The sequence below is a fragment of the Streptomyces boluensis genome, assembly GCF_009908195.1.
GTDB classification, from domain to species: Bacteria; Actinomycetota; Actinomycetes; order Streptomycetales; family Streptomycetaceae; genus Streptomyces; species Streptomyces boluensis.
In genome coordinates, this window is record NZ_JAAAHS010000224.1 from 1 (window position 1) to 12,489 (window position 12,489).

Genomic DNA, 12,489 nt, shown 5'->3' on the forward strand with positions numbered 1-12,489 from the left:
GGGATGGGGATGGGGACATGGCCGGACCAGGGACACGGCAGCGGGGAGCTCGCGGAACGGTTCATTCCACGGGCTCCGTCAGTACGCGATCCAGCGGTACGTCGGCCGTGACGGTCACGGCGGACGGGTCCAGGTCGGCGGGCGTGGGCATCACGCTGCCGGGCAACCGCACCGCGGCGGCGCCGTGCGCCACGGCGGAGGCGAGCGCTTCCGGTCCGCTGCCGCCGGCGATGAGGAATCCGGCGAGCGAGGAGTCACCGGCACCGACGTTGCTGCGTACGGCGTCGACGTGGGCGCTCGCGAAGTACGTACCGGAATCCTCGACCAGGAGCTGTCCGTCAGCGCCGAGGCTGGCGAGTACGGCACGGGCGCCCTGTTCGCGGAGTTCCTCGGCGGCCTTCACCGCGTCGCCGACGGTCGCGAGGGGGCGGCCGACCGCTTCGGAGAGTTCCTCGGCGTTGGGCTTGACCACGTCGGGGTGTTCGCGCAGCGCGGCGAGGAGTGCGGGGCCCGAGGTGTCGAGGGCGATCCGGGCACCGGCGGCATGCGCGCGGGCCACCAACTCGGCGTACCAGGACGGCCGCAGGCCCCGCGGCAGGCTGCCGCAGCAGGCGATCCAGTCCGCGCCCAAGGAGCGGTTGCGGACCGTGGCGAGCAGCAACTCGGACTCGGCGGCGGAGAGTTCGGGCCCGGCCGCGTTGATCTTGGTGAGGGTGCCGTCCGGTTCGGCGACAGAGATGTTGGAGCGGGTCTGCCCGGCCACGTCCACGGGGGCGACCTCGATGCCCTGCTCGCCGAGGAGCTGGGCCACGAACGCGCCGGGGGTGCCGCCGAGGGGCAGCACGGCGAGGGTGCGCCGCCCGGCCGCGGCTACGGCGCGGGAGACGTTGACGCCCTTGCCGCCCGGATCCATGCGGTCGCCGGTGGCCCGGATGACCTCGCCGCGGTCGAGGGACGCGACCTCGTAGGTGCGGTCGAGGGAGGGGTTCGGGGTGACGGTGAGGATCATGGCGGGGCTTGCTTCCTGATTCTTCCCGGGGAGGTCTTCCGACGTGCTCATACGCGTACGACCTCCGCACTCATTCGCGTACGCACCTGCGTACTCATTCGCGTACCGACCTGCGCACTCATACGCGTACGACCTGCGTACCGCCGCGCTCGATCGCGGCGGCGTCGTCGTCGCTCAGCCGCTTGTCGGTGATCAGCAGGTCAACGTCACCGAGTTCACCGAAGCGGGCGAAGTGCTCCTGGCCGTGCTTGGCGGAGTCGGCGAGCAGCACCACGCGGCGGGCGGACGCGACGGCGGCACGCTTGACGGCGGCCTCGGCGAGGTCGGGGGTGGTCAGGCCGTGCTCGACGGAGAAGCCGTTCGCCGCGAGGAAGACCACATCGGCGCGGATCTCGCCGTACGCCCGCAGCGCCCAGGCATCGACGGCGGCGCGCGTACGGTGCCGGACCCGCCCGCCGATGAGGTGCAGCTGCACGCCGGGGTGGTCGGCCAGGCGGGCGGCGGTCGGCAGCGAGTGCGTGACGACGGTGAGGTCGGACTCCAGCGGAAGCGCGGCCGCGAGCCGGGCGACGGTCGAACCGGCGTCCAGGACGATGCTGCCGTCGGCGGGCAGTTCGGCGAGGGCGGCCTGCGCGATGCGGTCCTTCTCGTCCGCCGCGGTGGACTCGCGCTCGGCGAGATCGGGTTCAAAGTCCAGCCGCCCGGCCGGGATGGCACCCCCGTGCACGCGCCGTACGAGCCCGGCCCGGTCGAGCGCCTTCAGGTCCCGCCGCACGGTCTCGGCGGTGACCTGGAACTCCTCGGCCAGCGACAACACGTCGACCCGGCCGCTCTCCCGGGCAAGCCGAAGGATCTCCTGCTGCCGCTCCGGTGCGTACATGTGCGTTCAGCTCCGATTCATGCCCGAGCCTGTTGGTTCACGCCAGAGTACGGCTGCATTTCCGGGAAGTAAACAGGTTCGGGCATGACTCGGACACAAACAGACTTTGGTCCCTAGGGGGCTTGGCCCCCTGGGCGGCTTGACCCTAGGGGGCTCGTTCCTAGAGGGCTTGGCCCTAGGAGGCTTGGTCCTAGGGGGCGGGGACGAGTTCCCGTTCGTCCCGTCCCGCTTCCTCGCCGGGCGCATCCCCGGCGGCCTCCGCCCCCTCCACTTGCTGCGCCGGCCGCTTCGGCAGCGCGAACATCAGGAGGAAGATCGCACCGAGTACGCCCGCGACCCACCACAGCGCGTGCTGGAACGCCTCCGCGTACGCCGCACCCACCGCGCTCGGCGCGAGCGGTTCGTCGATGACGCCGAAGAAGACCACCGAGACCAGGCCGAGGCCGAGCGCGTTGCCCATCTGCATCACCGTGTTGACCAGACCGGAAGCGGAACCGGAATGTTCGCGCGGCACCTCGGAGAGCACCGCGTCGGTCAGCGGCGCGACGATCAGGCCCATCCCGACGCCCATCACCACGAGCGGCACAGCCATCTGCCAGGGCGTGATCGAAAGCCCGAAATGCCGGGCCTCGAAGAGGTACAGCAGCACCCCGGCCGCCATGAGCAGCGCACCCGCCTGCAGTACCTTCCGGCCGAACCGCGGCACGAGGCGCTGCACCGAGATACCGGCCGCCGCCGAAACCGCGATCGAGAACGGAATGCCGGTGAGCCCCGCGCGCAGCGGGCTCCAGCCAAGACCCACCTGCATGTACAGCGTCCACACCAGGAAGAACACACCGGTCACCAGACCGAAGGTGAGCTGCACCGCGGCGCCCGCCGCGAAACTCTTCACCTTGAACAGCGACAGCTCGATCAGCGGCGAACCGTCCTTGCGCGCCTTCCGCTTCTCGTACGCCACCAGCACCGCGAACACCACGAGCGCGCCACCCATCAGCGCATACCCCCACAGCGGCCAGCCCAGCTCGCGGCCGCGCGTGAGCGGGTAAAGGAGCATGAGCAGAGCCGCCACGACGAGTACGACACCGACCGGGTCGAGCCGCAGCGCCTTCGGCGCCTTGGACTCGGCGATGAACTTGCGGCCGAGGATCAGCCCGGCCACCCCCACCGGCAGGTTGATGAGGAAGATCGGGCGCCATTCGAGGCCGAAGAGGTTCCACTCGGTGAGCAGCGCGCCGAGGATCGGCCCGGACACCGCGCCGAGTCCGACGATCGCGCCGAACAGACCGAAGACCTTGCCGCGTTCACGCGCGGGGAACGTCGCGTGCACGATCGACAGCACCTGCGGCACCATCAGCGCAGCCGTCGCACCCTGCAGCACCCGCGAGACCACCAGCATCTCCGGGTTCGCCGCGAACCCGCACAGCGCGGACGCGACCGTGAACCCGGCGATGCCGACGAGGAAGATCCGCTTGCGCCCGTAGATGTCGCCGAGCCGCCCGCCGGTGATCAGGCCCGCGCCCATCGCGAGCGCGTATCCGGCGGTGATCCACTGGATCTGGCTGAACGAGGCGCCCTCGTCGTTCTTGATCGAGGGCAACGCTATGTTCACGATCGTCACGTCGACGAGGTCCATGAACGCCGCCGTCATCACGATGGCCAGCGCCAGCCACCGCCGCCGATCACCCGCGCCCCCTGCCCCTATCTCTTGATCACTTGCGCTGTCTCGTACGGCTGCACTGCCTCGTACGGCTGCGCTGTCGCTGTCTGGCGCGGCCGCGGGGGCCGCCGCGTCCGCTCCGTCTGCCGTGGCGGACGCGGCAGGAGTGGTGGGTGAGGTCTTCATGGCGAAGAATCTAAGGCCCAACTAGGTCAGGTAATGACCTCGTTCCCCACCATCATGGATCCCATGACGACGGACACTCCGGCTCGACTGCTGCAGTTGCTCTCCCTGCTCCAGACCCCGCGCGAGTGGCCCGGCGGCGAGCTCGCCGACCGCCTCGGCGTCTCCCGGCGGACGGTACGCCGCGATGTCGACCGGCTGCGCGAGATCGGCTACCCGGTGCAGGCCACGATGGGCGCGGACGGCGGCTACCGCCTGGTTGCGGGCAAGGCGATGCCGCCACTCGTCCTCGACGACGAGGAGGCCGTGGCCATCGCGGTGGGCCTACGGGCGGGCGCGGGGCACGCGGTGGAGGGCGTGGAGGAGGCCTCCGTACGCGCCCTCGCCAAGCTGGAACAGGTCCTTCCGTCCCGCCTTCGGCACCGCGTCATGACCCTCCAGTCGGCGACAACTCCCTTGGTGTACGGGGCGGGTGACGGCGCGACCATCGCCCCGGAGACCCTCACGGTGATCGCCGCGGCCACCACCGCCAACGAGAAGCTCCGCTTCCACTACCGCTCGGGCGACGGCACCGAGTCCAGCCGCCAGGTCGAGCCCTACCGCCTGGTGTCGACCGGACGCCGCTGGTACCTGGTGGCGTACGACCTGGAGCGCGAGGACTGGCGCACCTTCCGCGTCGACCGGCTCACCGAACCCTTCGCCACGGGCGCGCGCTTCACGTCCCGCGCCCTGCCGGAGGGGGACGCGGCGGAGTTCACCCGGCGCGCGATGTGGGGCAGACAGCCTTCGTACGAGGTGGATGTGGAGTTCGCGGCCCCCGCCGAGTTCGTCGCGGCCCGCGTTCCCGCCTCTCTGGGGACGCCGACCGCCGAGGGCCCGGAAGCCTGCCGGCTGCGCGCGACCGCCTCGGACTCCATCGGCTGGCTCGCCGTCCGCCTCGCCCTGGTGGACGCGGAGTTCACCGTCCACGGCCCGCCTGAACTGGCCGATCACGTACGAGAATTGGGCGCCCGCCTGAGCCGCGCGGCCACTACGTGATCACCCGTCCCCCTTGACCGCAGGACCGGTCACACCCGACGGGTCACACCCGACCACCGGACTCAACCGTAGGACCGGTCACACCCGACCACCGGACTCAACCGTAGGACCGGGCCGTCGGCAGGGGCGAGCCCCGGCGCCGGGGGAAGACACCGGGACTCGGTCTGGGGGGCCACCGCTCACGGGGCCACCGCTCACGCCGCCGCGTCGAACCCCGTGTCCCGAGCGAGCCGCTTGAGTTCGAGCAGCGCGTGCTTCTCGATCTGCCGGATCCGCTCGCGCGTGAGTCCGTGTTCCTTGCCGACCTCGGTCAGGGTCCGCTCACGGCCGTCGACTATGCCGTACCGCATCTTGATGATGGATGCCGTGCGGTTGTCGAGGCGGCCGATCAGGTCGTCCAACTCCTCACTGCGCAGCAGCGTGAGCACGGACTGCTCGGGCGAGACGGCCGAGGTGTCCTCCAGGAGGTCACCGAACTGCGTGTCTCCGTCGTCGTCCACCGACATGTTCAGCGAGACCGGGTCGCGGGCCCAGTCCAGGACATCGGCGACCCGCTCCGGGGTGGCGCCCAGCTCGGCGGCGATCTCGGCGTGCTCCGGGTCCCGGCCGTGCTCCCGGTTGAACTCGCGCTGCACCCGGCGGATCCGGCCGAGCTCCTCGACCAGGTGGACGGGGAGGCGGATGGTGCGGGACTGGTCCGCTATCGAACGGGTGATGGCCTGACGGATCCACCAGGTCGCGTACGTCGAGAACTTGAAGCCCTTGCGGTAGTCGAACTTCTCGACGGCGCGCACCAGACCGGCGTTCCCCTCCTGGATCAGGTCGAGGAGAGGCAGCCCGCTGCGCGGATAGCGGCGGGCGACAGCGACGACCAGGCGGAGGTTGGATCGGATGAAGACGTCCTTGGCCCGCTCACTGTCGGCGACCAGCGCGTCCAGCTCCTCACGGCTGGCGCCCTTGGCCGTCTCGCTCTCCTCCTCGACCTCTCCGTCGAGGATCTTCTGCGCGTACACCCCGGCTTCGATGGTCTGCGACAGCTCGACCTCACGGGCAGCGTCAAGCAGCGGCGTGCGGGCGATCTCGTCGAGATACATGCCGACCAGGTCGCGGTCGGCGATCTCCCCGCCTCCGGCGCGAACACTGCTTGCCGCGTCGGTCTTGCCGGCCGATCCGGCTGCAGACTTACGACGGGCGACGGCACGGGTTGCCATGCGTGCTCCCTTACGAAGAGTGGTCGACAGTTACGACCGCGCTCGGAGTTCCGGGCGAGGATCCGAGTCGGTCCGTGGCGAAGAGCACACCTTCCGGGTGCCCTGCATCCGATGGAAACAACGACTGGAATCCGGACAGAATTCCCAAGCCGCTCAACATCTTTCGTGATCTTGCAGTACCCTGTGCCGCCATCGAGGAGGCGCAATGCCGCAGAGGCCTACAGAAATGCAGGTCAGGCCCGGTACCGACGGGGACCTGAACCCCCTCACGGACCTTTACAACCACTACATCCGTGAGACTGCCGTCACGTTCGACACGGCGCCCTTCCGGCCCGATGAGCGCCTGCCGTGGCTTCGCTCCCACCCTGAAGACGGCCGCCACCGCCTCCTGGTTGCGCAGCGTGCTCCCGGTTCCCCGATTCTGGGGTACGCGACGAGCAGCGCCTTCCGCCCCAAGCCCGCCTACGAGACCTCGGTCGAGGTCTCCGTCTATCTGGCCCCGGACGCGATCGGCCGCGGCATCGGCTCCCTCCTCTACGACGCCCTGTTCACCGCCCTCGCCACCGAGGACGTCCACCGCGCCTACGCCGGCATCGCCCTGCCGAACGCGGCCTCGGTCAAGCTGCACGAGCGCTTCGGCTTCGCGCATGTGGGGACGTACGCGGAAGTCGGGCGCAAGTTCGGCCGGTACTGGGATGTCGCCTGGTACGAGAAGCGACTCAGCCCCGACTCCTGACACTCTGCGTCACGCCGAGACCGTTCGGGGCGCGGAAACGGTTCCTCCTCACTCGAACGTGTGGACCAATTCCGGAAGCCTGTCGTCCGCGCCCACGGCCTTCCTACGGTTCGAGAGTCGCTTGCGTCAGCCGGTTCGAGAGTCGCTCGCGGCACGAGCGATCACCGCACACCGGCGATCACCGCACACGTCCGAGAAGAGGCATAGCCATGACCATGACCTGCACCTACCCCCGCCCGCGCACTGCGCACGAGCCGGCCGGCCGTACGGCCACGGACCTCCCCCGGCCGTACGGCCACGGACCTCCCGGGCCTCAGCCGAACTGCACCGACCGCTTGGCGAGCCCGAGCCAGAAGCCGTCGATGACCGAGCGCTGAGCGCCGAGTTCACCGACCGCGTCCGCCGCCCCCAGCGTCACGAACAACGGGGCGAAGTGCTCCGTGCGCGGATGGGCGAGGTGCCCCGCGGGCGACTTGTGCTCGAAGTCGAGGAGCGCGTCCACGTCCTGCGCGGCGAGCGCCTCATGACCCCAGGCGTCGAACTCCGCCGACCAGGACGGGATGCCGCCGTGACGCAGCGCGGCCAGGTTGTGCGTAAAGAAGCCGCTGCCCACGATCAGGACGCCCGCGTCACGCAGCGGGGCCAGCTTGCGGCCGATCTCCATCAGGCGCTGCGGGTCGAGCGTGGGCAGCGAGATCTGCAGGACCGGCACATCGGCGTCCGGGTACATCTCGACGAGCGGCACATACCCGCCGTGGTCGAGGCCACGGTCCTCGATGTCCTGCACGGGAGTACCGGCACCGCGCAGCAACTTGCGTACGGAATCGGCCAGTTCAGGGGCGCCGGGGGCGGCGTACCGCACCTGGTAGTAGTGCTCGGGGAAGCCCCAGAAGTCGTACACGAGCGGCACGGTCTCGGTGGCTCCGAGCGCCAGCGGGGCCTCCTCCCAGTGCGCGGAGACCATCAGGACGGCCTTGGGCCGGGGCAGGTCAGCGGACCAGGCGGCGAGCTGGCCGGGCCACAGGGCGTCATCGGCGAGCGGCGGCGCACCGTGGCTGAGATAGAGGGCGGGCATGCGCTCCGGCGCGACGGCGTTCATGGCTGCTCCTGACACTCGCACGGGCAAAAAAGTGAGAGGCGAAACGGTGGGGACGAGGGAACCGAACCAAAAGCTTGAAGATTCAAGTTCACCTTCATGCGCAGAGTACGGCGGATTCGTTGAACATTCAAGGATGGGGTTCGTACAGTGGATGTATGACAACGCACAACGAGGAACCGCGCTGGCTCAACGACGAGGAACAGCGCACCTGGCGGGCGTACCTGCACGCCACCATGCTCCTCGAGGATCATCTCGACCGACAGTTGCAGCGCGACGCCAAGATGCCGCACGTCTACTACGGACTGCTCGTACAGCTCGCGCAGGCCCCGCGGCGGCGGATGCGGATGACCGAGCTCGCCCGGCACGCGAAGATCACCCGTTCCCGGCTCTCGCACGCCATCGCGCGGCTGGAGAAGCACGGCTGGGTACGCCGCGAGGACTGCCCGTCCGACAAGCGCGGGCAGAACGCGATCCTCACGGACGAGGGGTACGAGGTGCTGGAGCAGTCAGCGCCGGGGCACGTCACCGCGGTGCGCCAGGCCCTCTTCGACCGCCTCAGCCAGGAACAGCAGAAGTCCCTCGGCGAGATCATGCGGATCATCGCCGAGGGACTCCAGCCGAACGAGGCGGGTGCCGATCTGCCCTGGCTCAGGTGAGCCCAGGGGTCGCGCCGCGGATCAGTGGGCGACCACCGGGATACGGACCTCGGCCTCGTCGGCCGCGTCGCCGCTGTCCCCCTTGGCCACCGGCGTACCGCCGCCCTGGTGCCCGGTGGTGATGAAGGTCAAGGCGATGGTCGCGGAGACCGCGAGGATGCCGACCGCCCACCAGATGGCGCTGGTGTAGCCGTCCACCATGGCCTGCGCCTGCAGCAGCTTCCGCGCCGCCGGAGTGGTCGCGTCCGCCGCGTGCGCGGTCAGGTACGCGGTGGTGGCGGAGGCGGCGATGGTGTTCAGGAGGGCCGTACCGATCGCGCCGCCCACCTGCTGCGAGGTGTTGACCATCGCGGAGGCGACACCGGCGTCACGCGCTTCGACACCCTGGGTGGCGAGCGACATGGCGGGCATGAAGGCCGTACCCATACCAAGGCCGAGCAGCAGCTGCGCCGGCAGGATCAGGCCCGCGTACGAGGTGTCGATCTCCAGCTGGGTGAGGAGCAGCATGCCGAGGGCGGCGACCAGGAACCCGGGGCCCATCAGGAGCCGCGGCGGGACGCGGGTCATCAGGCGGGCGCCGATCTGCGTCGAGCCCACGATCATGCCGACGATCATCGGCAGGAAGGCGAAGCCGGTCATGACCGGCGAGTAGCCCTTAACGACCTGGAGGTAGTACGTCAGGAAGAGGAACAGACCGAACATCCCGATCACCGCGAGTCCCAGCGAGAGATAGACCCCGCCGCGATTGCGGTCCGTGAGGACGCGCAGCGGCATCAGCGGCGCCTTGACCCGGGACTCGACGATCAGGAACGCGCCGAGCAGCAGCACGGAGCCCACGAACAGACCGATGGTGGTCGCGTCGGACCAGCCCTCGGACTCGGCGCGGGTGAAGCCGTACACGAGAGCCACGAGACCCAGCGTCGAAAGGACCACGCCCGGGATGTCGAGCGAGGAGCGGTTGCGGGAGCCGGCCGGCTCCCGGATCACGAAGTACGCGCCCGCCGCGGCGACGATGGCGAACGGGATGTTCACGAAGAACGTCCAGCGCCAGTCCAGGTACTCGGTGAGGAAGCCGCCGAGGATCAGACCCACTGCGCCACCGCCACCGGCGATCGCACCGTAGATACCGAAGGCCTTGGCGCGCTCCTTGGCGTCGGTGAACATCACCGCGAGCAGGGACAGCGCGGCCGGCGCGAGCAGTGCGCCGAACAGGCCCTGGAGGGCGCGGGCGCCGAGCATCATCGCCTCGCCGTTCGCGGCACCGCCGAGGGCGGAGGCGGCGGCGAAGCCGATCAGGCCGGTGACGAACGTGCGCTTACGACCCCACAGGTCGGCGACCCGGCCGCCGAACAGCAGCAGACCACCGAAGGCGAGGGCGTACGCGGTGATGACCCACTGCCGGTTGCCGTCGGAGATGCCCAGGTCCTGCTGGGCGGAGGGGAGAGCGATGTTCACGATGGTCGCGTCGAGGACGACCATCAGCTGAGCCAGGGCGATGAAGACGAGCGCCTTCCAGCGCTTTGGATCGGGACCGGAGTCGAGCCGTGTATCGGGAATGCCGCTCTTTCCGGATATCGACGGTGCTGTTTCGGACATGGGGGTACCCACCTCGGGACTGTGCGGTGTTGAAAACGATGACGGGTGGAGCTCGGTACAGGCGAAAAAGAAGCTGAAGCCGCGGGTGACAGCGGCGGCAAAGGTGACGAGCGGTGAAGCGTGGGGGGCCGACGGCACCGGCGGCCACCCGTAGAGCGTGCAACCTCAAGGAAGCTTGAGGTCAAACGGTGGCCATCCAGGCGGCCACGCCTTGAGTCATTCAGCCAGTCATTCGGGTCGCCGGAGGTCCTCCAACGTGGCGGCGGCGCCGGGGAGTTCGGAGCGCGCCGGGGTCTGCAGCCCGTCGAGGAACAGTTGCAGATGACGATGCACGAACTGGTCGAAGTCCACGCAGCCACTGCCCGGCAGCGGCCTGGTGAGCTGGGAGAGTGCGACGAGCAGATCGCCGACGGCGATGTCGGTACGCAACTGACCGGCGGCCCGCGCCCGCTCCATGACCCCCTCGACCTGGGCCTCCAGACGTCGCCTGGCGTCGTCCAGATCAGCGTGGTCCTTGTCGAAAGCACTGGAGAGCATCGGACACAGCGCGCCGATCCGCTCGTCCGCCGCGGCGTGCACGAAGCGGCGCAGCGCCTGGAAGGCATCGGCCTCCTCGGCGAGCGCTTCCTCGGCCCGCTCGGAGGTCCGGTCCATCACGGAGCAGACGACCTCGCGCACCAGGACGGAGCGGTCGGCGAAGTGCCGGTACACCGTGGCGTTGCCGACGCCGGCGCGGCGGGCGATCTCGTCGAGCGGCACCTCGGGGCCGAACTCCACGAACATCTCGCGCGCGGCGGCGACGATCCGCTCCCGGTTCCGCAGCGCGTCGGCCCGCGGGCGCGGAACCCGACGGGACTGCTGCGGTTCGGTGGCGACATCCACGGCGGCTCTCCTGACCAGGTCGATCGATCCGGGGACTGATTCCCCGCTTCGTCAGTACACCCATGCAAACGGGGAAGGAGTCCCCGGTTATTTCGCACATTCTTGTGAGCCACATCACGTAGCGGGCTGGGAAATGCACACGATCGGTCGCACTCAGCGAGCGCCCTCGCACACCCCGACACAGGGTGATCGTCAGGGCGCAGCCGGTACCGGACGGCTGCCACGGACCCGAAGGCGGGCGGATGCAGCTGTCCAGACACTGGATATCCAGGCCACGACGCAGCCCCGTACTCGCCGGGCTCGCGGCGCTGACCCTTGCCGTCACCGTCTCCGCCAGCACAGGCCGGCTCAGCACGGACCCACGGGTCGCGGGCTCCGGGAGCCAGGGCCGGGCCGGTGCGCTCGCCCCCTGCATGATCAGCGGAACCATGGGCATCCAGATGTCGGAAGGCGTCCCCACCCAGCCCGGATACGCCCGCTCGACGGGCACCGTGAACGCGCTGAACCTGATGATCGACTTCTCGGACGCCGTCGGGCAGGGCAAGGCCACCGACCGCCTCGGCGAATTCTTCCCGCAGACCCAGGACTGGTTCCGCACCAGTTCCTACGGCCGCCTCGACTACCAGCCGCACGCCCCCATCAAGGACTGGCTGCGCATGCCGCGCTCCTTCGCCTCGTACGGCATCGAACGCGGCGCCCCCTTCGACCCCGGCTACCGCCAGCTGGTCGAGGACATCGTGGAGACCGCCGATCCGGATGTGGACTTCCGCAAGTACGACCTGGTCAACGTCCTGATCACGCCGAACGCCGGCCCTTCGGCGCTGGACACCGTCCTGTCCGTGACGTTCGCGGGCAACCATGAGGCCCCGGTCGCCGACGGTGTCCCGGTGTCCAACGCGTCCTTTGTGTACAGCCGCCAGGACGACGGTTCGGGCTCGTACCGCGAGACGGGCTACCGCGTACTGCCGCACGAGAACGGCCATGTCTTCGGCCTGCCCGACCTCTACACCTCGGACGGCGGCGGGGCCGTCGGGCACTGGGACATCATGAGCGAGGACTGGGGCGTCAACAACGACCTGCTCGGCTGGCACAAGTGGAAGCTCGGCTGGCTCGACGACGACCAGATCAGCTGCGCCGCCGCGCACGGCACGACCGACCTCACGCTGAAGCCCCTCGCCGCGAAGGGCGGCGGCACGAAGCTCGCTTTCGTCCCCTTCGACGAGCGCACCGGTTACGCCGTCGAGGTCCGCACCCGCGGCGGCAACGACGAGTCGATCTGCAAGCCCGGCGTCCTCATCTACCGCGTCGACGCCGACATCGACACCGGCCACGGCCCCGTCACCGTCCACGACTCCGCCCGCGACTCAGGCGGCTGCACCCGCCGCCCCAACGTCCACGCGGAACTCTCCGACGCCCCGTACGGCCCCGGCCAGACCTTCACCGACAAGGACAGGAACATCCGCATCACGGTCGGCCCCGCGAAGAAGGACGGCACGCATCGCGTCCACATCACGCGCACGTGAGGGGTGGCGGGGGTGCGGT

At 69.7% G+C, this 12,489-nt stretch carries 11 protein-coding genes; 4 read left to right on the forward strand and 7 right to left on the reverse strand.

Annotation, left to right across the window (positions count from 1 at the left end; genetic code table 11):
- Positions 1-61: 61 nt before the first annotated feature.
- The 3 genes from pfkB to GUY60_RS24365 all read right to left on the reverse strand — a co-directional run bounded on the left by pfkB (position 62) and on the right by GUY60_RS24365 (position 3,537).
- Positions 62-1,009, reverse strand: a complete 948-nt coding sequence (gene pfkB / locus GUY60_RS24355; RefSeq protein ID WP_161701360.1) for a 1-phosphofructokinase — start codon at positions 1,007-1,009, stop codon at positions 62-64.
- A gap of 118 nt (positions 1,010-1,127) precedes the next feature.
- Entirely contained in the window at positions 1,128-1,889 is a 762-nt protein-coding gene (locus GUY60_RS24360) for a DeoR/GlpR family DNA-binding transcription regulator (RefSeq protein WP_161701342.1), read from the reverse strand.
- 190 nt (positions 1,890-2,079) lie between these two features.
- The gene (locus tag GUY60_RS24365) at positions 2,080-3,537 is read right to left on the reverse strand and encodes an MFS transporter (RefSeq protein ID WP_246235577.1); all 1,458 of its coding nucleotides are present in this window, start codon (positions 3,535-3,537) and stop codon (positions 2,080-2,082) included.
- Positions 3,538-3,795: 258 nt separating this feature from the next.
- Here GUY60_RS24365 and GUY60_RS24370 point away from each other — a divergent pair, with 258 nt between their 5' ends.
- Positions 3,796-4,767 (forward strand): helix-turn-helix transcriptional regulator, encoded by a 972-nt coding sequence (locus GUY60_RS24370; protein ID WP_161701346.1) that lies wholly within the window; start codon positions 3,796-3,798, stop codon positions 4,765-4,767.
- 194 nt (positions 4,768-4,961) lie between these two features.
- On the opposite strand, the gene GUY60_RS24375 is transcribed toward GUY60_RS24370, so the two are convergent.
- Positions 4,962-5,978: a sigma-70 family RNA polymerase sigma factor gene (locus GUY60_RS24375; protein WP_161701348.1), complete on the reverse strand. Its 1,017-nt coding sequence runs from the start codon at positions 5,976-5,978 to the stop codon at positions 4,962-4,964.
- A gap of 205 nt (positions 5,979-6,183) precedes the next feature.
- Here GUY60_RS24375 and GUY60_RS24380 point away from each other — a divergent pair, with 205 nt between their 5' ends.
- Positions 6,184-6,714, forward strand: a complete 531-nt coding sequence (locus GUY60_RS24380; RefSeq protein WP_161701350.1) for a GNAT family N-acetyltransferase — start codon at positions 6,184-6,186, stop codon at positions 6,712-6,714.
- Positions 6,715-7,027: 313 nt separating this feature from the next.
- Here GUY60_RS24380 and GUY60_RS24385 read toward each other — a convergent pair whose 3' ends face one another.
- Positions 7,028-7,813 (reverse strand): dioxygenase family protein, encoded by a 786-nt coding sequence (locus GUY60_RS24385; RefSeq protein WP_161701352.1) that lies wholly within the window; start codon positions 7,811-7,813, stop codon positions 7,028-7,030.
- Positions 7,814-7,968: 155 nt separating this feature from the next.
- Between GUY60_RS24385 and GUY60_RS24390 the strand changes: the two genes are divergently transcribed.
- Positions 7,969-8,469 (forward strand): MarR family winged helix-turn-helix transcriptional regulator, encoded by a 501-nt coding sequence (locus GUY60_RS24390; RefSeq protein ID WP_161701354.1) that lies wholly within the window; start codon positions 7,969-7,971, stop codon positions 8,467-8,469.
- Between the two features lie 21 nt (positions 8,470-8,490).
- On the opposite strand, the gene GUY60_RS24395 is transcribed toward GUY60_RS24390, so the two are convergent.
- The gene (locus tag GUY60_RS24395; RefSeq protein WP_161701356.1) at positions 8,491-10,065 is read right to left on the reverse strand and encodes an MFS transporter; all 1,575 of its coding nucleotides are present in this window, start codon (positions 10,063-10,065) and stop codon (positions 8,491-8,493) included.
- A 228-nt stretch (positions 10,066-10,293) separates the two neighbouring features.
- The gene (locus GUY60_RS24400) at positions 10,294-10,947 is read right to left on the reverse strand and encodes a TetR/AcrR family transcriptional regulator (protein ID WP_312866408.1); all 654 of its coding nucleotides are present in this window, start codon (positions 10,945-10,947) and stop codon (positions 10,294-10,296) included.
- Between the two features lie 242 nt (positions 10,948-11,189).
- Here GUY60_RS24400 and GUY60_RS24405 point away from each other — a divergent pair, with 242 nt between their 5' ends.
- Positions 11,190-12,470, forward strand: a complete 1,281-nt coding sequence (locus tag GUY60_RS24405) for a M6 family metalloprotease domain-containing protein (RefSeq protein WP_161701358.1) — start codon at positions 11,190-11,192, stop codon at positions 12,468-12,470.
- The last annotated feature ends 19 nt before the right edge of the window (positions 12,471-12,489 follow it).